The sequence below is a fragment of the Rhizobium sp. Root482 genome, assembly GCF_001426565.1.
In the GTDB taxonomy this organism is placed as follows: Bacteria; Pseudomonadota; Alphaproteobacteria; order Rhizobiales; family Rhizobiaceae; genus Pararhizobium.
Genome location: NZ_LMFA01000009.1, coordinates 45,286 through 67,239, shown reverse-complemented (window position 1 = coordinate 67,239; position 21,954 = coordinate 45,286). Strand labels below are relative to the sequence as shown.

Below are 21,954 nucleotides of genomic sequence, written 5' to 3'. Positions count from 1 at the left end.
ATGCTCGACAACCATTCGAACGGCGCGGGCGCGGACTTCAGGAGAAAACTTGTTTGTCGTCTTGCTTGTCATAGACCCTACTTCTCGCGAGTTGGGGTCTCCGGCAAACCCGGTGCAGTTCATAGCAACATCGCGATCGTACCGAAGAGAGTGATGCATGTCACGGCGTAGGAAACGTCTTCGTCCGTGGCGCGTGTCACGGCGTTGGCGCCCGCGATCGCCGAGGCTCCACAGATCGCGGTGCCAGTCGCCAAAAGCAGGCTGAGCTTTTTATCGACTCTAAGAAGCCGGCCCATCCAGATCGTGAACAGCAGAGTTGAAATCACGACGATTGCCGCGAAGGCGATGCCGGTCATGCCGATGCTTGCAAGCTGACCGAAGGTAAGCTGCAAGCCGAGCATGGCGACCGCCAGGCGCAACAGCTTTTTCCCCGCAATGGAGATGCCGGCTTCAGCCGAGGAGGAGAAGCCGACGATATTGGCGAAGATCATACCCAGGAAGATCGCTGTGATCATCGGGCTGAGAGAGGAAACGAAAGGCAGGCTGCGCAGTCCGTAGGCAGATGCGGTGATCACCGCCACGAGGACAATGCCGGGAACGAAATCTGCGGCGGTTCCGCGCTTTGATATGAAGGTGGAGGGAATTTGCGTCATGCGTGTTGACCTCGCGAACACTCCGATCGTGCCGAAGGATCAGAATGGCTTTCGGCAAGGGCCGGCTTCTGTGGAAGACCATTCGTCAACGTTTCGGGCCAAAACGACCCATTGACGCACCGAGCGGTAACAGTCGCGAACATGCGCGGTATGGGCATGAGCGCTTTCCAGGTGAACGCCATAATCAAAAAACAAGCCTCACGGAATTTGTTGGAACGGTAGTTGACAGGGTTTTGTTATTGGTAGTAGCAATAGATACCACTAACGATGAAACATGCAACATCAAAGGAAAGATCATGAACGAACATGTACGAAGCCCTTCCGATCTTCAGGGTCTGACGCGTCGCTTTGCGAAACTGGCGGCGGAACTGCGCTATGAAGACCTGCCTGCGCCGGTGCAGGAAAAAGCCAAGCTGATCATCCGGGATGGGGTCGGGAACCAGATCGCGGCTTCGGCCATCAGCGAGGCGGCCATCGCAATCATTCAGTTGGTGCAGGAATGGGGCGGCAAGCCCGAGAGCACCATTGTCGGTTATGGCGACAAGGTGCCGGCACCTCTCGCTGCACTCTGCAACGGCGCCATGGGGCACGGCGTTGAGCTTGACGACGCCCACGGATCCGGTCTTATCAAGGCGGGTTCAGTACTGATCCCGGCGGCTTTCGCCGCAGCTGAGATCAGCCAGGCCAAGGGCGACGACGTCGTCTCCGCAGTCGTCGCCGGCTATGAGATTGCGATTCGGGTTGCGAAGGCGATCAACCCTGGCCATCGCCATCGTGGTTACCACACCACATCTACGGTTTCGCTGATGGGTGCGGCCGTGATCACCGCGCGCCTGCTCGGCTGCGACGAGGAGGGGATCGCCAATGCCATCGGCCTTGCGGCCATGCAGTCGAGCGGTATCCAGTCCTATCTTGACGATCCCTGCATGGCAAAACCCTTTGGCCCCGGCAAGGGCGCGTTCAATGGCGTGCTCGCCGGTATCATGGCAAGCCGCGGCTTCACAGGCCCGAAAAAGGTTCTGGAATCGAAAGAAGGGTTCTTCAACGCCTTCACCGACAGCGTGCGGATTTCCGATCTCCTGGACGGATTTGGCAGCAAGTTCGCCATCATGGAAGTCGGCTTCAAGCCGCACGCGGCCTGCCGCTATGCTCACGGGCCAATCGATCTCGCACAGATGTTCCACGCCGATGGTGTCAAGCAGGGGGACATTTCGTCCATCACGGTGAAGATGAGCGGTCTCGCGATCCGGCAGGCTTCCAAGTTCCCGTGTGGCAGCCTCAATGCGGCCATGGGCAGCACGCAGTTTGGCGTCGCCCTGGCGCTTACGGCAGGTGGCAACGGGCTACGTGACTATTGGGACGGCTACTCCAATCAAGCCGTACACGATCTCGCTGCGCAGGTCGTTCTTGAGGCGGAGCCGGAGTTCGGTGTCGGCGGACGGCAAGCCGTCGTCACGCTGGGGCTGAAGGATGGTCGCAGCCTTTCCTACAGGAGCGAAGAGCCCCGCGGCGAACCGGCAAATCCATTGAGCGGCGAGGAGTTGGAGCGGAAATTCATGAGCACGGCGGGTCTTGTGCTGGACGAGGAGGCCATTTCGGATATCAGCAGGCGGCTCATGTCTCTGGAGCTGGAGCCGAACGCTGCCATCATTCCAAGTCTTACCGTCGCGCGAGACCGCAAGCCTGTTCTGCGGGCGGCGTGAGGCTGTCATGAACGTCGTTCCCGTTCTAAATATACCAGGCCTGGAGAATGACCCGCAACAGATCTCGGTCCGCGCCTTGTTCATGAGGGGCGGATCGAGCCGGGGCGCCTTCTTTTTTGCCGACGACATGCCGGTGGAACCGAAAGAACGAGCGGCGTTTCTGCTCGCCTGCTACGGCTCGCCCGACCGGCGGCAGATTGACGGGATCGGTGGATCTGATCCCCTGACGAGCAAGGCGGCCGTCGTCGGCCGCCCCACGCATCCGGAGGCTGATCTCGACTACACCTTCGTACAGGTGGGTATAGACCGGCCGATGGTATCCACGGGCGGAAATTGCGGAAATATGCTTGCAGCCGTCGGCCCTTTCGCAGTCCTGCGCGGGCTGATCGCTCCGACGGAGCCGGAGACGTCTGTTCGCATCCACACAACTAACACCGGTCAAGTCGTCACCGCCCGTTTCCGGGTGGTGGATGGTTACCCCTGCCTGGAAGGAAACACACGGGTTCCCGGCGTACCGGGCACCGGATCCCCGATCACTCTCGATTTCGGTGATTGCGCTGGTTCCGTCAGCGGAAAGCTTCTACCCACCGGTTCGGTGCTGGACATTGTCGAGTTGGGGGCCCGAAAGGTGCCGGTCTCATTCGTCGATGCCGCTACGCCCTTTGTCTTTGTTCTAGCCACGGCCATTGGTGCGACGGGAGCGGAGACACCGGCGGAGATTTCCGCAAACAGTGCGCTGATGGCCGATCTCGAGGCCATTCGGGGCTGGGCATGTGTCAAGCTGGGCTTGGTCGAGCGCCCGGAACATGCTGCGGAAATCTCCCCCAACATTCCTCGCGTCATCATGGTCGGCCCCTCGCAGGACTACGAGGCTGCAGATGGGCCGGTTCCGGCAGATATGATGGACGTTTGCGTGCGGCAGCTTGCAATGCAGAAGCCACATCATACGCTTGCGGTTACCGGAGCTGTCTGTTCGGCGGTGGCAAGTCGCCTGCCGGGTAGCGTGGTGCATGAATTGTCGCGAGCGAAGGGAGCGCGCACGCGACTGGGTCAACCAGCAGGAATCCTGACGGTATCGGCCGAGGTTGTGGAAACGAAGGACGGATGGCGCATTGAAAGAGCTGCGGTCGAACGGACGGCGAGGTTGCTCATGTCCGGCTACGCGCATGTATCGCGGCAGCGTCTGAAAGAGGTTCGCGACATGCTGGAGGGCTGAAGCGGATCAAGTGAGTTTCGGCGGGAGGCCGGAAGACTTCTGGGAGGAAGATGTGAATATTTCGCAAGCGGAACGGCGTCGTGTTGATGTCGTTGTTGTGGGCTCGGGTTTGGCAGGATTGCTGGCCGCGATCACAGCACGGGAAAACGGCGCCAGCGTCGCGCTGGTCGCGCAGGGCGAGATCGGGCGATCGGCGAACAGCTGGCTGGCCAGTGGTGGCCTTGCGGCGGTGACCGGGATAGACCCGGACGACTCTCCTGAACATCATCTGGAAGACATCCGCCGCACAGCGCGCGGCCTTGTCTTCGAAGACATCGCCAGAATCTTCGTCGATGAGGCCGGTCCCGCAATACGAAAGCTGGAGACCCTGGGCGTGCGCTTTCACGCTCGTGATGGCGATTTGGCGCTCTTTCCTGCTCCTGGCCATTCCCTGGCAAGGTCGGTTCGCTGCGAAGGCGGCGGTGCGGTCGGCCTGATGACGACATTGATCGACGTGGCGTCTGAACGGGACGTTCAGCTGATCGGCAATACGACCGCCGTTGAAGTTCTAAAGAGCGCCGAGGGACGTGCCGCCGGCATTCTCTGCCGCTCGGGGGATGCTTGGCAGATCGTGGAGGCAGCTTCGGTTGTGCTCGCATGTGGCGGCATGGGCAAGCTCTTTCCGGTGACCAGCAATCACGAACTTGCCGATGGCAGCGGCTACTATCTGGCGCTGAAGGCCGGTGCGGTTCTGACGGATCTCGAATTCGTGCAGTTCACCCCAACCTCGCTTGCCTGGCCACTCGAGGTTCGGGGGACGAGCACCGGTGGTGGACTCATGGCACAGCCCGGCGTGAAGCTCTTGAATGCGAATGGCGAGCGCTTCATGTCCCGCTACGATCCCGAACGGATGGAGGCATCCACCCGCGACGTGCTTGCCCGTGCCATTTTTCGCGAAGTCAGCGAGGGCCGTGGCACCGAACATGGAGGGGTCCATGTGGATATGTCAGAGGCGGATCGGGACGCCGTGGCGCAGGTCTCCGGACGCTTTCTTCGCGCAATCGACGCCATGGGCATAGACCCCTACAGCGAACGCGTCGAGGTCGCGCCGGATGTTCACTTCGCCATGGGCGGGGTGGTTGCCGATGTCGATGGCAGGACGGGCGTTCCAGGTCTTTTTGCCGCTGGCGAAATCACCGCCGGACTGCATGGCGCCACCCGTCTCAATAGCAACGGCCTGTCCGAAGCGGCCGTGTTCGGCATTCGTGCAGGACGGGCCGCCGCGACGGAATCGGCCGCGGCTCAAACCTGGTCATGCGACTTCGACTCAAGACATCGGGTGGTTCACGCGATGATCGCCGAAGATCCGCGACACATCGACGGCCAGCACCGCACCGGCGTGATCAGGATCGGCCCTGTGGCTTCCGGTGTGGGAGAAGCCGGTGGCAACGTGCCCGCATTGAAATCGGAATTGCGTGAGATTCTCATGGACGGTGCCGGTATCGAGCGCCGCACCGAAACGATCACGCGCGCCCTGACGCGCCACGCTGCCCTCCGAGATCAGATCGATACGGTGCTGGCATCGGCAACACCCACCGAGGCCTTTTCACTCGATGGAATGTATGTGCTGTCGGGCCTGATCCTGCAGGCGAGCAGACTCCGCACCGAATCGCGCGGCGCCCATTTCCGCGCCGACTATCCCGCTCAGGATCCCACCTGGGATCGCCATATCGCGTTTGTCTGCGAGCCGGCAACGGCCGGCGACACGCAGTTCGAGGAGGCCGCACAATGAGGCACGCAATTGGCATGGACCGGCTTATAGCGCTTGGATGCATCCTGGGGGGGAGCGTGTATCTTTCGGCCTCCTTCTCCATAGCGCAGGCCGATTTTGGGGACCCGATGGGGCCGAGGCTCTTCCCGCAGATCCTCGGTTCTCTTCTGATCCTGCTGTCGATCATCATGATGTTGTCGACCTTCTCCGGGGACGCGCCGTCCCGGGAAAACCATCCGGCTGGCGCGATGCCCTTCCGCACGCTCCTGGCCATCGGTCTTTGCGCAGCGACCGTGATCGCTTTCGTTCTGCTGCTGCCGGTCATCGGCTTTCCGATGTCAGCCTTCATGGTGATCGGCTCTTTCCTTCTGATCCTGCGTGAACCCATGAGGCCCACGCTCATTTGGGCCGCAGGGCTGACGGCCCTGTTTTACGTGGTCTTCGTCGTTCTCCTGCAGACGCCATTTCCTGACAGCATCCTTGGAGGAATATTCCAATGAGCACGATCGAATTTCTCGCGTCAGGCATTGCAACCGCATTAACGGGCTGGAACTTTGCCTATGTCGTGATCGGCGCCTTTGTGGGAACCTGGATTGGCATGCTGCCCGGTCTTGGACCATCGACTGGCATCGCACTGCTGCTTCCGCTGACATACGGCCTCGATCCGACCGGCGGAATGATCATGCTGTGTGGAATCTATTTCGGCTCCATGTATGGCGGGTCGATTTCATCGATTCTGCTGAATACGCCAGGTGATGTTTCGTCCGTGATCACAATGCTGGACGGTAATCCCATGGCAAAGCGCGGTCGGGGAGGAGCGGCGCTTTTTTGCTCTGCGATCGCCTCCTTTGTCGGCGGCACCATCGGACTGATCGCACTGACGTTTCTCGCGGAACCCATCGCGCGGTTCGCGCTGCGTTTCGGTCCTGCGGAATATTTCGCGCTTATGCTCTTTGCCCTGGTTGCAACAGCGACAATTCTCAAAGGTGAAGCCGTCAAAGGCCTGATCGCCATCATGCTCGGCCTGATGGTAGCCACCGTAGGCATCGACCTTCAGAGCGGCGCCCCGCGTTTCACGATGGGCTCCCCGAACCTGTTTGACGGCGTCAGCCTTGTCGCGGTCATCGTCGGGCTTTTCGGGATCGCCGAGGTCTTCACCAATACCGGGGAGCTGATGGCGCGGCGCTGGGGCAAAGTGCAGATAGCCGGACGGCTTTGGATGGACAAGAACGAGTGGTGGCGATGCCGTTTCTCCTTCTTCCGCGGCTCGGTCATCGGTTTTCTTGTCGGGATTGTGCCGGGGGCTGGCGGCGCGGTGGCGACGCTGCTGTCCTATGCGGCCGAAAAACGAGCAAGCAAGCATCCGGAAGAATTTGGCAAGGGAGCTATCGAGGGTGTCGCAGGCCCGGAGGCGGCCAACAACGCCAGTGTTGGAGGCGCCTTGATCCCGCTGTTCACCCTCGGGCTGCCGGGATCGTCGGCCACCGCCATCCTCCTGGGCGCCCTGATGGTTTTCGGCATCCAGCCTGGCCCGCAGCTATTCGTTGAGAACCCTGATTTGGTCTGGGGCATCATCGGCAGCCTTTACGTTGCGAATGTCATTCTCGTCATTCTCAACATCCCGTTCATCGGCATCTTCGTAAAGATGCTGAAGATGCCGGGCGCGCCGCTGAACGCCATCATCCTGATGCTCACGCTGACGGGTGCCTATTCGTTGAACAACAATATCTTCGACGTACAAATTGCCCTGGCTTTCGGCATGCTGGGATACTTGCTTCGCAAAGCGAGCATACCATCGGCCCCATTGCTGTTGGCCGTCGCCTTGGGCGGTACCTTGGAGCAATCTGTGCGGCAAGCGCTGTCGCTGTCTGGTGGAAACATATCAGGTTTGGCACCGAGCTTGATCGCTGCTGCCTTCCTGGGATTGAGCATTCTGTTGGTATTGCTGGGGACGTTGAAGCCGGTCATCGGCCTCGCACACCGCATCAAGCCATCGCTTCGGACCTCGATTGGTCCTGGGAAAGTTTGAAAAATATAACGCAAAAGGGAGCATACCATGTCCGCAGTGTACCGATTCTTCGGTTTGGCTTTGATCGCAAGCGCTACATGTACGCCACTTCTCGCAGCCGAGCCCGACCGAACGGTGGAAATCATCGTTGGTGCGTCGCCCGGTGGCGGTTTCGACCGAACTGCACGCGCTATGGAGCGTGTGTTGGAGGAAGGGATCGTCAATCAGCCGATCAAGGTAACCAACCAGCCCGGTGCCGGCGGGGCTGTCGCGCTCGCATCCATGAACAGGCATCCGGGAAATATGCACTATATCTCGATAACGTCTCCGAATATCCTGACGGACGAGCTGCGCGGAATGTCACCGTTGAAGTTCGATTCAATGACACCGATTGCGACGCTGGTGTCAGAATATCTTTGCTTTGCGGTTAGCACAAAGAGCAAAATCACTACGGCGGCGGAGCTCGTCGCCTCGCTGCAAAACAACCCGGAAGAACTCCATTTTGGTTTTGCTACAACACCTGGCAACCATAATCATGTTGCCTTTGCCCAGCTCGCCGAGGTCGTGGGGTTCGACGTGATGAAACCCAAGACGGTTGTATTCAAGGGCGCTTCAGAGGCCGTAACGGCTTTGCTCGGTCAGCACATAGATTTTTCAATAGCGCCGGTTGCAAGCTTTGCCGAATACGTTCGGTCTGGCGACGTGAGGTGCCTCGCCGTCAGCGCGCCCGAGCGGATGGGTGGCGCGATGGCCGCTGTGCCAACGTGGACCGAAATTGGATACAACGTGGTGTACGGCCCATTCCGAGGCGTAATCGGACCGCGGGACCTCTCGGCAGACCAGATCGCATATTGGGAAGAATCTCTGAAGAAGATGTCGGAGAGCGATGCTTGGGAAAAGGAAATTGTCGACAACTATTGGAGTGCGAACTTTAAGGGTCACGCGGAAACCTTGAAATACCTTTCAACGGAACGTGACGTCTTGAAAGCGTCTTTGACCACTCTCAAGCTGCTAAAGTAACCGTCATTGCGGGGTCTGCTTTTTCCAGTCGGCCGTTTGAATCAGATCGCGTAACGACTCGACTTGGGGCGAAGGGAGGTACTTCTTGCGTAGGTCAAAAAGTGCAGGCCCGAAACGATCCTGAATTTCTTCGCCGAACACGTCGAAGATTTCGCAGAAATATATTTCGTGCCGAATGAGGCTGTCGAAAATATTCACCAATGGCTTGTTGCGGGTGTAGGAGCCATGTGGTTGGCGACCGAAGTCCGCAACAAGCGCCTCCTCAAAGTCTCGCGTGATGCTGACGAGATACGGCGCCATTGCGACAGGAATTCCATTGCCTTCGTGCAGCATAACCTTGATCTTCCCGTCATAGGAAAAGTGATCAAGCTTCGTGCCAAATAGAACGATGAGCACATCCACGCCCCTATCGGCGGCAGACCTCAGCGCAGCGTTGTGCTCCTCAAGGTGCTCCTCGGATCCCTTGATCCAAAGGTGGGTGGTGGACGCGTTGACGATCTGTGAGATTCGGCTTTTGATCGCGGGGATGCCGGTCATCGACCAGACATACTCGTGCTGTGGTATGTCTTGGAGGTGGCTCAGACCTTCCTTGATCCTTGCCGCCCTTTGTTCTGTTCTGTCGACTATGGCGGCCAGCAAAATGTCTGGAGGAGTAGCGGTGTAGCGCACCGGGCTTTCCGAGACAGGTTGCACGGCCTCCTTCCGGCTAAGGCTTTCCAGCACGGAATATGAGTTCGCCTTCGGCAAACCGGCCTCCTTCGCGACCTCGTATGCGGTCGCAGGCTGGATTTTCAGCAGTGCGATATAGGCACGCGACTCATGATCGCTAAAATGAAGCCCCTGTAGATCAGCAAGCAATGATTGAAGCGCGTTTTTACTGTCCACGATGGTCTCCAGCTTCGCCGGGTGTGTTATTACTTACTGCTGCTACCATCCATGGCCGATTATTGCAATTCGCAACAAGGCCGCAGGTCCTCAGTCACTCAGCGGGCTGAGCGGATCGGGGATCAGGATGCGATTTTTGTTCAAGGCCGTCGTTACGCAATGACAGGGCCGCCGGATAGGTTGCCCAAAGACGCGAGCGTGCCGCCGTTCTCGTTTTCCCCAGGGAGCATTACGATTGAATTAGAATCGCCCGCAGATCGTTGATATTCGTTCCTGTCGGTCCGGTTTCAAACAGGTCGCCGATGGCCGTGAAACCGGAATAGCTGTCGTTGCCGTCGAGCAGCTTGCGTGCGTCGAGCCCGACGTCGCGCAGCCGGCGCACCGTCTCCCCATCGGCAAAGGCGCCGGCATTGTTCTCCGAGCCATCGATGCCGTCGGTATCTGCGGCAAGGACATGGATGTCATGGCCGTTGATCGCGAGGCCCATGGCCAGAGCGAATTCGGCGTTGCGACCGCCCCTGCCGTCCTTATTCTTCAGGGTCACCGTGGTTTCCCCGCCGGAAAGAATGACGACCGGCTTTGTGAACGGTCTATCCTTGGCAAGTACTTCGCGGGCGATGGCTGCATGTACCAGTGCGACGTCTCGGGATTCGCCCTCGACGGAGTCTGATAGTATAACCGGCATCACGCCTTGCCGGCGGGCGATCTCGGCGGCGGCTTCCAGCGATACGCCGGCTGATGCGATGATGTGGTGGCTGTTGTTCGCGAACTGCGGATCGTCCGGCCGCGGTGCATCTGCAGCGGACGAGGCGAGGTGTTCGAGCATTCTAGGGGGCAGGCTCAGCTTATACTGCTCGACGAGCTCGAGGGCGTCATGCCGTGTCGAGCCGTCAGGTACCGTTGGGCCGGATGCGACATGGGCCGGGTTGTCGCCGGGGATGTCCGAAACGATCAGGCTGACGACCCTTGCCTTCGTAGCAGCCGCCAGCCTTCCGCCCTTGATCGTCGAGAGATGCTTACGCACGACGTTCATAGCCGATATCGGTGCGCCTGAGGCCAGCAGGGCCTCGTTTAGCGTGATCTCGTCTTCGAGCGTCAGGCCCGACGGGGGGGAGGGAAGAAGCGCGGATCCACCGCCGCAAATCAGGGCGATAACGAGATCGTCAGGGCCTAGACCGCCGACCTGCTCGAACAGCCGTTTCGCCGCATCCATACCGGCAGCGTCTGGAACCGGGTGCGATGCCTCTAAAATGTCGATGTTCTTCACATGGCAACCATAGCCGAATCGGGTTACGACCGTGCCTGTGAGTTGACCGTCCCAGACACTTTCCAGCGTGCGCGCCATGTGCGCCGCACCCTTGCCTGCACCAACGACTATCGTTTGGCCCTTCGGCTTTGCGGGCAGATGCGCCTTAATGCCCGTCAACGGATCGGCGGCAGTCACTGCGGCCTCGAACAGTGATCTTAGAAAAAGGCGAGGGTTAATGACTGGCAAAACATACTCCAACGAGAAAACGACGTGCCTCGGACATGGCGGGCTGTGTCATGGCACCTCGAATGGTCTTGATCGATGCTGTTCATCATCATGAAAGCGAGCGACTCTCAACTTCTGGGAGAAAAGCGACGCTGCGGTCTAAAGGCTACGTGTCGTGCGGGTCCCGCAGAAAACGGCACCGGAAAGTGCTGACTTTCTGTTCGAAGAAAATGTGGCCCCAGCCTTACCGATCGTAAGGTGCGTCGAGGCCAAGCTCGCGGAGGAGGCGCATCAACTGATTGGCTGCGATGACCATGTCGCGACCGCGTTTTCGCGCGAACGTTTTACGGTCCTCGACTGCTCCTGCCGCGGCCAACTCAATCCAGAATTCGCTGACCGTTGCGGCGTCGCGGGCAAGCTCTCTAGCCGCCGAGCCTTTACTCGCGATGTCGGCGAGGCCTTCGTCGGTAACCGAGCCGATGCCGGTCGGGACGCGCGGGCCGCCATTGCGATACCCTTTCGGCAGGTCGCCCTTCAGATTATGGACGCACTTGTCCTGAATGACGGCGAAGATCTGGTCGATGGCCTGCTTGGCACCGGCGACCCGGGACGGATGGTCGGTGTCGGCTGCCGCGTGCGGCAGCAATTCCACCCGGCTGCCGAATTCTTTCACGAGCGCCAGATAGGGCAACATCGGACCGGACAGAGCACCGGTGGTCGAGTCCTTGAACAGGTCGGCGTCGATGGCTGCATACGCAACGCGGCCGGATGACAAGGCGCGCGCGAGAGCCGGTACATCCACCAGCTCACCACGATCGTAGTTGATGAGAACGGCGCGGGGATTGAGTACATGGAGCACGTCGTCGTCGATCAGCGCGGCATTGGCGTAACGGTGAAGCGTTTCGTCGAAGGCACCGAGGCCGATGTGAACAGACAGGGCATCGGCACCGCGTGCGGCGGTAATGATAGTCGGCGCGTAATCGAACCCTTCCGCCTCGATCCACTCGCGATGGCGCTCGCGCGCATGTATCACGACGTTCATACCGAAGGCGCGGCCAAGCTTTGCGAATTCACGGCCAATATTGCCATAGCCGATGACGGCGAGCCGCTTGCCTTCCAGCTTTTCGGTCGGGAAGTCTCGTAGCTGCCTGCCGGTGTCGAAATTACCGGCAGCGACCAGCGCGTGGAGCTCATCGACCGGCAGGTCCGGTCTTACTCTGAGGAGCGCCTTCATAGCCATTTGTGCGGTAGCCCGGCTGTTGATGCCGGGTGTGTTCATGAGCGGCGCCCGGCCGCCGTGGCCACTGCCGCCGCCCCAAGAGACGGAGCCCATATTGCCGGTGCCGGCACCGATGCGAACGCCGCCAAGTTGAAACAAGGTTTCCCGCGGCAGATAGGTCGCCGCCGCAATCACGGCGTCATACTGGCCGTCGGCCGCCGCCGCCATCAGTTCCTCGCTGGTGCTCAGGTTTGGTTGGTAGAAGAAGTGAAGCCGTCCATCTTCCAGCGTGCCTGTATTCTCCTGTGGACAGTCGTGAAAGACACCGCCCCTGGCCTCAATATAGGCTTTGGCTTCGCTGAAATCCGGACGCCCGTTCTCGCCGTGGCGAAGGCCGATCAGATCGCAGATGAGAATCTTTGTAGTAGTCACGAGTGGGTCCTATCCCTCTATATTGCTTATCTTCGCTTCGATATTCAGAAGCGTTTGACGCGGAACGGAGTAAGGTCGACCGACGGCGTCTGACCGGCGGCAAGTTCGGAGACGATCTTGCCGGTTACCGAACCCCCGATCAGCCCCTGATGTCCGTGACCGAACGCGTAGATGACGTTCCGGGCTCTGGTGGCGCGATCAATGACCGGGATGCTGTCTGGGGTTCCGGGACGATGCCCCATCCAGCGCGTGACTTCACCTTCCAGCGGCTTGTTGAACATCGGGCGTGCCTGTTTCAGCAGGGCGTCGGCGCGGAACATGTTCGGCGGCGGCTTCAGGCCCGAGAATTCGACATTGCCTGCAATGCGCAAGCCGGCTTCCATCGGCGAGGCGACGAACTTGCGGTCCGCGGAAATCGTCTGGATGCGCAGGCCGGTATCCGTCTTGATCATGGTGTGATAGCCGCGCTCGGTCTCGAACGGAATTCGGTCGCCGAGTTGGCGCGCAAGATCCGCTGACCATGCACCGGCCGAGAGCACCATCTGGTCGATGGCGCGGCGTTCTCCATTTTCGAGGTGGACCGCCGCGATCCCCGACGGGCCCTTTTCAAAGCCTCGGACCCGGGCACGGGTAAAGGTCGCCCCCCGGCGGGCCGCATTTTCGGCGAACTTGGCGACCAATCGACCCGGATTGGGACACTGGCCCTGCTCGGGCAGGTAGACTGCGCTCTTGAAAATGGGGGAAAGTGCCGGCTCGAGCTGGCGGATTTCATCGGCGTTAAGGATTTCGACCTTCACTCCATGACGGCGGCGCAGATCGAGACTGTAGGCGCCGCCGGCAGGCCCGTCGGCGCTTTCGTAGACGAACAACTGACCGCGTTTCTGCAAAAGCTCTTCGCAGCCGGCTTCCTTCATCAAGGGCTCATAACACTCGAAGGTCATGCGGTGTAACGAGCGCATCGCGGCCGAGATCTGTTCGACACGCGGCTTGCGGCTGGCTTCGAGAAAGCGCAGCAACCAAGGAAGAGCGTGCGGCAGATAGGCTAGCCGCACGTAGAGGGGGCCTTCCGGATCCATGAGCCACTTCGGCACGTTCTTCATCACGCCAGGCATGGAATTCGGTATGCAAGAGCCGGGGCAGATGCCGCCGGCATTGCCGAACGAGCACTGGTCCTCCGATCCGGGCAGTGCTGGGTCGATCACCTCAACCTCAAAGCCCTGCCGAAGCAGGTAATTGGCCGAGCAGACCCCAACAATGCCGCCGCCGACGACGGTGACCTTACGACCGATTCCGGATTTATCCGGCTGTCCCATACCTTGTATAGACATGCTGAAGATGACCCTTCGTCAAATTACGGCGTCAGCTCGCTGACAGAGCCGTCGCGGAACGCCTTGAGGTTGCGCGAAACGGATTGCTGCAACATGCGAAAGTCCGAGAGGTAAGCCATGAAGCGATAGCCCATCTTGCGCATGTCCACACCGTAGGCGACCGAGCCGCAATGGATGCCCGGAATGACGCCGGCTTCCTTGCACTTGGCAGCGATGTATTCGATCGCCTCGTAGACCGCCGGATAGCGCGGATCAAAGCCGGGAACTTCGCCCATAGTGACGGCGAGATCGGACGGGCCGACGAAGATCGCGTCAAGGTGAGGTGTCTTAAGGATGTCCTCGAGGTTCTTGACGGCTTCCTCGCTCTCGATCATCGCCATGGTCACGACGGTGTCGTTGGCGTGGTGGAAGTAATCCGCGCCGGCGTAGAGCGACGCGCGCAGCGGGCCGACCGAACGGCCGCCCTGCGGGAAATAGCGGCAAGCTTTGACGAAGGCGGCAGCTTCATCCGCAGTATTGACCATCGGGCAGATGACGCCGTAGGCGCCGGCGTCGAGCACTTTGCCGATGATCGACGGGTCGTTCCAAGGAACTCGGACGAACGGCGCAGTGTCGGTCGTCGAGATCGCCTGCAGCATGGGTAGCATATCAGTGTAGTCGGAAGCGCCGTGCTGAAGATCAACGGTCAGGGCGTCCCAACCCTGCTGTGCCATCAGTTCGGCGGAGACGGAGGACGGTATGCCGAGCCAGCCGGTTACGACCTCGCCACCGGCGGCCCAGATTTCCTTGGCCTTGTTCTTGCGCATGTCATTTATCCTTTTCATTGCGTGTCGTTGAGGATGAGATCGGCAGCCTTTTCGGCTATGGCGATTGTCGTGATGTTGGTGTTGGCAGCGACGATGGTCGGCATGATCGAGGCATCGACCACGCGGAGCCCCTGGACGCCGCGGACACGGCACTCCGCGTCCAATACAGCCATCGGATCCTCGTCATCGCCCATCTTGCAGGTGCCGGAGACGTGCCAGCCGGACCAGACCGACTGCTTGACCCAATCGGTGATCAGATCCTCATCCTTCATCATCGCATGCATGCGGTCGGTCGTGCCGAATTTGCGCTTCAGAAGTGCTTCACGGAAGAAGGGAACATAGTCGAAGGCGTAGGCTGCACTTGCCGTCTTCAGCCAGTTTAACGGCTTGCGGACGCTGAGCGCTCGCGCTTCATCGCTGTAACCGGCAAGGAACCAGGTGTTGACATGACGCTGCACGTCCGGCGTCATCATGATGTTGTAGAGGCGCTTGAACCCATCGACGAGCCGCATCAGGTCTCGGCCGTCGGACGCGAGGTTCAGGTCGACGATGGGTTCGTCGTTCTGGTTTGACGTCTTAAGCGTTACCGTTCCGCGCGAATAGGACTTGTTGACGCAAACGTTGAGCGCACCCATGGCCTTGCCAAGCGGATGCCAGCCGGCCCGATTAACCGGCATGAGCAGCATGTCGCCGGGATGGCAATCGGCGTAGTTCGAGGAGTAGCGAACGCCGAGGAAGATATGGCGGCGCTGGCCGGGACGCAGACGAGCGGACTTCTTAAAGTGCGCGGCGACGGCCAGATGCGGATGATCCGTCAGGTTCTCACCTACGCCGGGCAGATCGGCAACGATGTCGATACCCAGGCGCTTCAGTTGCGCCACCGGGCCGATGCCGGCACGCAGCAGGACCGCCGGCGAATGCAACGCGCCCGAGCAGAGGATGACTTCCCGTGCCTTGTACGCTTCGGTCTGGCCGTCGATCGTGACACGGATGCCGGTGGCGCGCGTGCCTTCGAACGTCAGACCCTCGACGAAAGCATTGGCGAAGATGTGCAGGTTCTTGCGGGCGCGGGCCTCCTTGTGCAGATAGCCCACGGCTGTCGAGACGCGGCGGTCGTTTTCGTTCGACAGTGGCAGCGGGAAGGAGCCGTCTTCGAAGCTGCCGTTGTAGTCAGGCTGGTACGGGTAGTCCTTTTCCGTCGCCTTGAGGACGGATTTGGTGAAGCCTGCCCAGTCTTCCGGAAAAACGCGACGGATCGGGATATTGCCCGTCTTGTTGTGCATCTCGCCGTCGAAGTCGAGGTCGCGCTCGAGCTTCTTAAGATAGGGCAGCATGCCGTCCCAACCCCAGCCCCGGAGGCCGAGATTTTCCCATTCGTCGTAGTCGTGCGGCAGGCCGCGGACGGCGAACTGGCCGTTGATCGAGGAGCCGCCGCCCATGACCTTGGCCTGCTCGAGCTTTGCCGTCTTCGGCGTGCTGGAATTAAGCTTGGGTGACCGGTTATAGACCCTCAGCTTCGTCCAGTGATATTTGGGATCGAAGTAGGACAGGCCGGGATAGCTGTCGGATATAATGTCAGGTACGGCGTCCGGAGGCGTATCCGGGCCGGCTTCGAACAGAGCGACCTGCTTCGTGCCGTTTTCGGAAAGTCGGCTGGCGAGGACGCACCCCGCCGAACCACCGCCGATGATAATGTAGTCTAATTGCATGATAGGGCTCGATTCAGGCGTAGTTGACCCAGATTGCTTTTTCCCGAAGGAATTCTTGGAAGCCCTGTCGACCCATATCCTTGCCGAAGCCCGAACCCTTGTATCCGCCAGCCGTGTAGGTGAACTCGGGGCTGCGGCCATGCTGGTTGACAAAGACCATGCCGGCTTCGATGGCGTCGGCAGCCTTCAGGGCCTTGGCCATGTTGGTCGTGTGGATACTGGCAGCGAGGCCGTAGGTCGGATGTGCAGCGAGCGCGATGCCTTCCTCGAGATCGGTAAAGGTGTGGATGGTCGCGACAGGACCGAAGAATTCCTCGCGAAAGCCGACGTTGTCGTCAGAGACGTTTTCGAGCAGCGTCGGCGCGTAGAAGCTGCCGGCATTGCGGGTTTCGAGCGGGCCGCCGCCCGTGATGACCGAGCCGCCCTGGGCAACGGTCTCGCGCAGCATGCTGTCAATCCGTTCCATCTGCTTCTTGCTAATGATAGGCGCGAAGGTCGTGGTTTCGTCCCAGGTCGCGCCGGCCTTAATTGCCCTCGTCTTGCTGATCAGGCGTTCGGTGAATTCGTCGGCGATTTTATTGTCGATAAGAATGCGCGAACCGGCGGTGCAGACCTGGCCGGCATTGCCCATGAATGCCATCGCGACACGGCTGGCAACGGTGTCGAGGTCACCTGCATCGGCGAGAACGAGTTGCGGGCTCTTTCCACCAAGCTCAAGCGTAACTGGCTTGATGCCCGACTGCGCGGCAAGCGACATGATTATTGCGCCCGTCTGCGTCGAGCCGGTGAACGAGATCATCATGATGTCGCGATGGCGCACGATCGCGGCACCGGTCGTGTGGCCGTAGCCATTGATGACATTGAAGAGGCCGGCAGGGACGCCAGCCTGTGCAGCGAGTTCGGCGAGCGCCATCAGCGTGTGCGGCGTTAGCTCCGATGTCTTCATGACGATTGCGTTGCCCGCTGCGAGCGCCGGAGCAAACTTCCAGGCCGCTGTGATCATGGGGAAGTTCCAAGGAACGATCGCACCGACGATACCGTAAGGCTCGCGGCGGGTCAGGCTCAGCGTGTCGGCTTCCGTCGCAGTGACAGTGCCTTCCACCTTATCGCAGAATTCCGCGAAATAGCGGATCACGCCGGCGGTGCGGACCGCGTCGCCGGTGATCGTGCCCGAAACGAGACGGCTGGAGCCCATGGCTTCGAGCTGGCCGAGATAGACGTTGTTGTCTTCGACCAACTGGGCAAACCGCATCAGAACCTTGGCGCGTTCGCGCGGGGCGATCTTGCCCCAGCGGCTGGTTCTTAGAGCTTCCTTCGCCGCCGTGACGGCCATTTCGACAGCTTCGTCGCCGCCGTCGGTGATGATGCCCATATGCCCATGGTCGGAGGGACGCTGAATGGTGATTTCCGCGCCGGGCATCTCGATGTAGCGACCGCCAATGTGATGGCCCATAGGCACGACAACGTTTGCGGGATCGAAACTCAAAGTCATGACGGATTCCTTTCGCGGTAGCGACGCGAGGTGCGCTACTGTCTTATCGATTCGGGCGCCAGTTGCGACACCGGGACAGAAGACCGGCCGTGCCGGCCTTTAAATCAGCTGTTTTCCTTCATCCGGGCCTCGAGGAACGGACGCAGGAGGTCCGCCGACTCATGGAAGCGACCGACGAAGCTCTTCAGACGCGGATGCTCGGGGTGCAGGAGGACCTTTTGCGGCGCGCCCTGTTCTACGATGACGCCTTCATCGAGGAAGACGATGCGGTCGGCGACTTCGAAGGCGAAGCCGAGTTCGTGGGTGACGATCACCATCGTCATGCCAGTCCTAGCGAGATCGACGATGGCCTTCATCACTTCGCCGACGAGTTCGGGATCGAGCGCCGAGGTCGGCTCGTCGAACAACATGACTTTAGGTTGCATCGCCACTGCGCGAGCGATCGCCACACGCTGCTGCTGGCCGCCGGAAAGTTGGCGCGGATATTTGTCGACGTGCTGTTCGAGGCCCATCATCGTCAATAGTTGCATGGCCTTTTCACGGACCGTTGCCGGGTTTTCCCTCTTGACGATAACCGGACCCTCCATGACGTTCTGCAGCGCCGTCATGTGGGGGAAGAGATTGAACTGCTGAAAAACCATGCCTGTATTTGAGCGAATACGGTTCACCTCCCGCTTGGTGATCTTGCTCCCGACTTTTTTGTCAGACCCTTCATGGTAAATTACCTCGTTATCGATCGAGATTTTGCCACTACTCGGTGTGTAGAGAAGGTTGATGCAGCGGAGCAGTGAGGTCTTGCCGGAGCCGCTTGCGCCGATCAGGACGACGACTTCACCCTCGGTGACGTTGAGATCGACGCCCTTGAGGACCTGTCGCGCGCCAAACTGAAGGCAGATACGGTCGAGGCTAAGCAACTCTGTTTTCTTCGTGGGGGTCATTTCGCGGATACTCCGCCTTTTTCGAGCTTCCGGGCGAGATAGGTTAGAGGCACAAGAATGATCAGGAAGATCGCGCCGACGGCGGTGTAGACCTCCATCGGACGATAGGTGAAAGAGGAGATATAGCTTGCCTGGTAGAGCAGGTCCGGAACCGTTATCATCGATAGAAGCGTAGTATTCTTCATCTGGATGATTGACTGGCCGGCAAGCGGTGGGATCATGCGGCGGAAGGCCTGCGGAAGGATGATGCGGCGCATGCGCTGGCCGTACGACATGCCAATCGCGGTGGCAGCATCCGTCTGGCCGGGATCTACCGACTGCACACCGGCACGGAGGATTTCGGCGTAGAACGAGCCGATGTAGCAACTGAGGCCGATGAAACCGGCCCAAAACTTCGTTACGTTGACGCCCGCGAAGATTGGGAACGCGTAGTAGACCCAGAGCAGCGTCACGAGCAGCGGGATGTTGCGGAAGAACTCAACGTAGATTCTGCCAAGCAGGACGAGCGGCCAGAAAGTGGTGAGCTGGACGAGGCCGACGACGAGGCCGATTGCCAGGCCGGCGGAAATCGTGATCACGGTAAAGTAGAGGGTCATCAGGAGGCCTTGCCACAGCAGGCCGATATTGTTTGTGATGACGGTATAATCGAACATGACTGTCCTCACTCGTTCACTGCGAGGGAAAGACCGGATAAGGCCGGTGGATCCCGATCGCTGTCGAGCAGCGACCGGGCATTGAGATTGGAATTAAAAGCTGAAGTTCGGCGGTAGGATCGAGAGGTCGATGCCACGGCTTTCCCAAGCGCGCTGCAGTTTGCCCTGGGCCTTGCCGAGAGAGCGCTCTTGCTGGATCCAGTTAGTCAGGAAGTTGATGTACCCAGCGTTGCCGGGCTTACGTGCAACGGCGAGGGTTGCCGGATTGCGCAGGAGCGGCTCAGGAACGGAGACGTCGCCAATCTTTTGATTGGAGATCTGCAGGGCGTCGAAGACCGCGAAGACAACGGCGTCGGCGCGATTGGTCTGCAGTTCCATCAGTGCGAGGCCGCGGTCTTCGACCGGGGTGATTTTGGCCTTCGGCAGGAGTGCTTCAGCGACGACTTGCATGGTGGAGCCCTTTTGGACGACGACGGTCTTCGACGCATCGTTCAATTCAGCCCAGGTCTTGACCGGCTTGCCGGGAGGCGTCAGCACCGCCCAAGCGTCGGTGAACAGCGGTTCCCACAGATAGTCAACGACGAGGCCGCGCTTCGGGTTGGGGTTCACGCCGATGGCGATGTCAATCTTATTTGACTGGAAGTCGGCAGCGAGGTTGCCCCATGTCGTTTCGACCGGCTCGAGCTTGACGCCAAGCTCATTCGCGATTTCGCCGAGGAATTCGTAGTAGAAGCCGCTCCACTCGCCGGTCGCCGGGTCCTTGATATAGCCTGGCTCCTCGCCGGTCATGACCGGAACCTTGAGAACGCCGGAGGACCGGATCTGATCGAGGACGGCGGACGGATTGTCTTGAGCCGATGCGGCGATTGGCGCGGAAAGCAGCGATAGCGCGAGAGCTGCTGCCGAAAAAATCTTGCTGAACGATATCATAACGTTCCCCTATTATTCGTTGTTAACGGCTGAGAAACCCCTTCGAGAGCGGATCGTTTGCCTCGAAGAAGATGGTTTGAGATGAGGTGACGAAGGCATTGCCTTCGATCTCGACGACTACGGCATCTCGGTCTCCCACCCGTGTCGTTTCCGACAGGCGAGCCTCGAACGGAATGCCGAAGATATTGCGGGCGCGATAGGTGTCGCCCGGATTGAGAATGCCCTTGTGCAAAAGGTACGTTAGGCGCGCTGATGTGCCCGTGCCGCAAGGAGATCGATCAAACTTGTTGGATTCCAGCACCAGGAAGTGCTTGGCCTCCGAAGCCGAGTCGGCTGTATAGAAAAGCACGCTCGGCGCCGCCGAGCCGGCAAACAGTGGCGTGGCGGCGATGGTTTGCTTGATCGCCTGCTTGATGGCTGATCCTTTGAGCATCAGCGTCGAAGCAAAGTCCGGATCGAGATTGAGTCCGAGCGATGCGGCATCGACGAGCGCGTACCACATGCCGCCATAGACAATGTCGGCCTTCACCGTGCCGATGCCATCCACCTCGATAGTAAGATTTTCCAGCCCGACGTAGCTTGGCACGTTGCGAATCTTGACCGCCTTCAAGGCGCCATTCTCACCCCAGACCAGGCCTACGGTGACAACGCCCGCAGGTGTTTCGAGTGTGAAGCTGTCGCCTGTCTCCGGGCTGATCTGGCCGGTAAAGGCAAGGGTTTTGGCAAAACCGATTGCGCCGTGGCCGCACATGTCGAGATAGACATAGGAGGAGATAAAGAACGCGCCGTAATCCGCAACGTCCGAATGTGTCGGAATCAGGCCGACCATGGCCGCATGGCCGCGGGGCTCATGTAAAAGGGCAGGGCGCAGACGGTCGAGCCGGCTCTTGAAGTCGTTTCGGCGCTCAAGCACGCTGGTACCAGACAGCTTCGGTATGCCGCTCAGGATGACGCGGGTCGGGTGGCCTGCGGTGTGGCTGTCGATAACGGAGAAGGATGCGGTCAGCGATACCATGCCGTTTAATTTCCGAAGGAGCGACCGACTTCGTCGCGCATGTTTTGCCAGATTTGATGGATGAGGTTTTCCGTCAGGGACTGCGCGGCATCGCCATTACAGGCAAGAATGGCGTCGAAGATCCGCGTCGTGTCTTCGAGCGACAGCTTGATCATGTCGACGTTCTGCTCGTAGGCGTGAAAACGATACCGAAGCATCTGCTTTTCAAGACTCTGTAGGAGTCGTCTCAGCGTACGGTTGTCCGCAAGTTTGTAGATCATGAGAGAACCGCGAACGTCAGCGGTGAAGAAGCTGCGAACGTCGCCATTCGTTTGGGCTTCCTCAAGTTCGCGCTGTACGGCGCGCAGTTCCTTCTTCAGGACGTCATCCCGGGACAGGGCGGCCTGCCGTGCGGCCAAGCCTTCCAGTGGGGTACGACACGTATAGACCTCGTCGAAATCCTTCTGAGATAGCGGGGCGACCCAGATGCCACGCCGTGCCTCGCGAATGACCAGTCCGTCACGCTCTAGGAGCCGCAGGGCTTCTCGCACGGGAGAGCGGCTCACGCCGTATCGCTCAGCGACCATCTCCTCGGTCAGGCGTTCTTCGGACTTGATCCGCCCGACGATAATCTCTTCCTCAAGAGACTCGGCGAGACTCTCGGGAATGGACAGCGAAAATTTCTGAGTGCGTTGTAAAAACATGTCGACACCATACTGTATACAATGTACATGTCAATTGCAG

The 21,954-nt window shown here is 59.7% G+C and carries 19 protein-coding genes; 6 read left to right on the top strand and 13 right to left on the bottom strand.

Features of this window, described 5'->3' with window-relative positions; genetic code table 11:
• Positions 1-119: 119 nt before the first annotated feature.
• Positions 120-653 (bottom strand): YeiH family protein, encoded by a 534-nt coding sequence (locus tag ASD31_RS07405; protein ID WP_056331468.1) that lies wholly within the window; start codon positions 651-653, stop codon positions 120-122.
• Between the two features lie 44 nt (positions 654-697).
• Between ASD31_RS07405 and ASD31_RS07400 the strand changes: the two genes are divergently transcribed.
• The 6 genes from ASD31_RS07400 to ASD31_RS07375 are packed head-to-tail and all read left to right on the top strand — an operon-like array spanning position 698 to position 8,350.
• Entirely contained in the window at positions 698-2,356 is a 1,659-nt protein-coding gene (locus ASD31_RS07400; protein ID WP_200952138.1) for an MmgE/PrpD family protein, read from the top strand.
• Between the two features lie 7 nt (positions 2,357-2,363).
• Positions 2,364-3,572, top strand: coding sequence for a 2-methylaconitate cis-trans isomerase PrpF family protein (locus ASD31_RS07395; RefSeq protein WP_056331464.1), 1,209 nt, complete (start codon positions 2,364-2,366; stop codon positions 3,570-3,572).
• A gap of 52 nt (positions 3,573-3,624) precedes the next feature.
• Complete coding sequence (locus ASD31_RS07390) at positions 3,625-5,343, top strand: L-aspartate oxidase (RefSeq protein ID WP_056331477.1); 1,719 nt, start codon at positions 3,625-3,627, stop codon at positions 5,341-5,343.
• Positions 5,340-5,822: a tripartite tricarboxylate transporter TctB family protein gene (locus ASD31_RS07385; RefSeq protein ID WP_056331462.1), complete on the top strand. Its 483-nt coding sequence runs from the start codon at positions 5,340-5,342 to the stop codon at positions 5,820-5,822. Before ASD31_RS07390 ends, ASD31_RS07385 begins: the two co-directional genes overlap by 4 nt.
• A complete protein-coding gene (locus ASD31_RS07380; protein WP_082520469.1) occupies positions 5,819-7,351 on the top strand; it encodes a tripartite tricarboxylate transporter permease in 1,533 nt (510 codons plus the stop codon). The genes ASD31_RS07385 and ASD31_RS07380 overlap by 4 nt, the downstream gene beginning before the upstream one ends.
• Before the next feature lie 27 nt (positions 7,352-7,378).
• On the top strand, positions 7,379-8,350 hold the full coding sequence (locus ASD31_RS07375) for a tripartite tricarboxylate transporter substrate binding protein (protein ID WP_056331461.1): 972 nt from the start codon (positions 7,379-7,381) through the stop codon (positions 8,348-8,350).
• A 3-nt stretch (positions 8,351-8,353) separates the two neighbouring features.
• Here the strand turns inward: ASD31_RS07375 and ASD31_RS07370 are convergent, their stop codons facing one another.
• The 12 genes from ASD31_RS07370 to ASD31_RS07315 form a co-directional block, all read right to left on the bottom strand.
• Complete coding sequence (locus ASD31_RS07370) at positions 8,354-9,235, bottom strand: TrmB family transcriptional regulator (RefSeq protein ID WP_056331458.1); 882 nt, start codon at positions 9,233-9,235, stop codon at positions 8,354-8,356.
• A 229-nt stretch (positions 9,236-9,464) separates the two neighbouring features.
• The gene (locus ASD31_RS07365) at positions 9,465-10,730 is read right to left on the bottom strand and encodes a glycerate kinase (RefSeq protein WP_056331456.1); all 1,266 of its coding nucleotides are present in this window, start codon (positions 10,728-10,730) and stop codon (positions 9,465-9,467) included.
• A gap of 223 nt (positions 10,731-10,953) precedes the next feature.
• The gene (locus ASD31_RS07360) at positions 10,954-12,156 is read right to left on the bottom strand and encodes an NAD(P)-dependent oxidoreductase (RefSeq protein ID WP_244483790.1); all 1,203 of its coding nucleotides are present in this window, start codon (positions 12,154-12,156) and stop codon (positions 10,954-10,956) included.
• 248 nt (positions 12,157-12,404) lie between these two features.
• The gene (locus tag ASD31_RS07355; protein ID WP_056331451.1) at positions 12,405-13,673 is read right to left on the bottom strand and encodes an NAD(P)/FAD-dependent oxidoreductase; all 1,269 of its coding nucleotides are present in this window, start codon (positions 13,671-13,673) and stop codon (positions 12,405-12,407) included.
• Positions 13,674-13,711: 38 nt separating this feature from the next.
• On the bottom strand, positions 13,712-14,494 hold the full coding sequence (locus ASD31_RS07350) for an HpcH/HpaI aldolase family protein (protein ID WP_056331449.1): 783 nt from the start codon (positions 14,492-14,494) through the stop codon (positions 13,712-13,714).
• A 14-nt stretch (positions 14,495-14,508) separates the two neighbouring features.
• Positions 14,509-16,203, bottom strand: a complete 1,695-nt coding sequence (locus ASD31_RS07345) for a GMC family oxidoreductase (RefSeq protein ID WP_056331447.1) — start codon at positions 16,201-16,203, stop codon at positions 14,509-14,511.
• 13 nt (positions 16,204-16,216) lie between these two features.
• The gene (locus ASD31_RS07340; protein ID WP_056331445.1) at positions 16,217-17,695 is read right to left on the bottom strand and encodes an aldehyde dehydrogenase family protein; all 1,479 of its coding nucleotides are present in this window, start codon (positions 17,693-17,695) and stop codon (positions 16,217-16,219) included.
• Positions 17,696-17,799: 104 nt separating this feature from the next.
• A complete protein-coding gene (locus ASD31_RS07335) occupies positions 17,800-18,633 on the bottom strand; it encodes an amino acid ABC transporter ATP-binding protein (protein WP_156392553.1) in 834 nt (277 codons plus the stop codon).
• Positions 18,630-19,286 carry an amino acid ABC transporter permease gene (locus ASD31_RS07330; RefSeq protein WP_056331443.1) on the bottom strand — a complete coding sequence of 219 codons (657 nt, stop codon included), beginning with the start codon at positions 19,284-19,286 and terminating at the stop codon, positions 18,630-18,632. The genes ASD31_RS07335 and ASD31_RS07330 overlap by 4 nt, the downstream gene beginning before the upstream one ends.
• A gap of 93 nt (positions 19,287-19,379) precedes the next feature.
• A complete protein-coding gene (locus ASD31_RS07325; RefSeq protein ID WP_056331441.1) occupies positions 19,380-20,216 on the bottom strand; it encodes a transporter substrate-binding domain-containing protein in 837 nt (278 codons plus the stop codon).
• 22 nt (positions 20,217-20,238) lie between these two features.
• Positions 20,239-21,231: a proline racemase family protein gene (locus ASD31_RS07320; RefSeq protein ID WP_056331439.1), complete on the bottom strand. Its 993-nt coding sequence runs from the start codon at positions 21,229-21,231 to the stop codon at positions 20,239-20,241.
• A gap of 5 nt (positions 21,232-21,236) precedes the next feature.
• Positions 21,237-21,914, bottom strand: coding sequence for a GntR family transcriptional regulator (locus tag ASD31_RS07315; protein ID WP_056331438.1), 678 nt, complete (start codon positions 21,912-21,914; stop codon positions 21,237-21,239).
• Positions 21,915-21,954 lie beyond the last annotated feature (40 nt).

Excerpts from the sequence above, each read along its gene's own strand:
- ASD31_RS07360 (WP_244483790.1), bottom strand. The coding sequence starts at position 12,156 with ATGGCGGCGGCGGCCGACGGCCAGTATGACGCCGTGATTGCGGCGGCG.
- ASD31_RS07345 (WP_056331447.1), bottom strand. The coding sequence starts at position 16,203 with ATGCAATTAGACTACATTATCATCGGCGGTGGTTCGGCGGGGTGCGTC.
- ASD31_RS07350 (WP_056331449.1), bottom strand. The coding sequence starts at position 14,494 with ATGCGCAAGAACAAGGCCAAGGAAATCTGGGCCGCCGGTGGCGAGGTC.
- ASD31_RS07395 (WP_056331464.1), top strand. The coding sequence starts at position 2,364 with ATGAACGTCGTTCCCGTTCTAAATATACCAGGCCTGGAGAATGACCCG.
- ASD31_RS07330 (WP_056331443.1), bottom strand. The coding sequence starts at position 19,286 with ATGTTCGATTATACCGTCATCACAAACAATATCGGCCTGCTGTGGCAA.
- ASD31_RS07405 (WP_056331468.1), bottom strand. The coding sequence starts at position 653 with ATGACGCAAATTCCCTCCACCTTCATATCAAAGCGCGGAACCGCCGCA.
- ASD31_RS07380 (WP_082520469.1), top strand. The coding sequence starts at position 5,819 with ATGAGCACGATCGAATTTCTCGCGTCAGGCATTGCAACCGCATTAACG.
- ASD31_RS07320 (WP_056331439.1), bottom strand. The coding sequence starts at position 21,231 with ATGGTATCGCTGACCGCATCCTTCTCCGTTATCGACAGCCACACCGCA.
- ASD31_RS07375 (WP_056331461.1), top strand. The coding sequence starts at position 7,379 with ATGTCCGCAGTGTACCGATTCTTCGGTTTGGCTTTGATCGCAAGCGCT.
- ASD31_RS07355 (WP_056331451.1), bottom strand. The coding sequence starts at position 13,673 with ATGGGACAGCCGGATAAATCCGGAATCGGTCGTAAGGTCACCGTCGTC.
- ASD31_RS07315 (WP_056331438.1), bottom strand. The coding sequence starts at position 21,914 with ATGTTTTTACAACGCACTCAGAAATTTTCGCTGTCCATTCCCGAGAGT.
- ASD31_RS07340 (WP_056331445.1), bottom strand. The coding sequence starts at position 17,695 with ATGACTTTGAGTTTCGATCCCGCAAACGTTGTCGTGCCTATGGGCCAT.
- ASD31_RS07385 (WP_056331462.1), top strand. The coding sequence starts at position 5,340 with ATGAGGCACGCAATTGGCATGGACCGGCTTATAGCGCTTGGATGCATC.
- ASD31_RS07335 (WP_156392553.1), bottom strand. The coding sequence starts at position 18,633 with ATGACCCCCACGAAGAAAACAGAGTTGCTTAGCCTCGACCGTATCTGC.
- ASD31_RS07325 (WP_056331441.1), bottom strand. The coding sequence starts at position 20,216 with ATGATATCGTTCAGCAAGATTTTTTCGGCAGCAGCTCTCGCGCTATCG.
- ASD31_RS07400 (WP_200952138.1), top strand. The coding sequence starts at position 698 with ATGGCTTTCGGCAAGGGCCGGCTTCTGTGGAAGACCATTCGTCAACGT.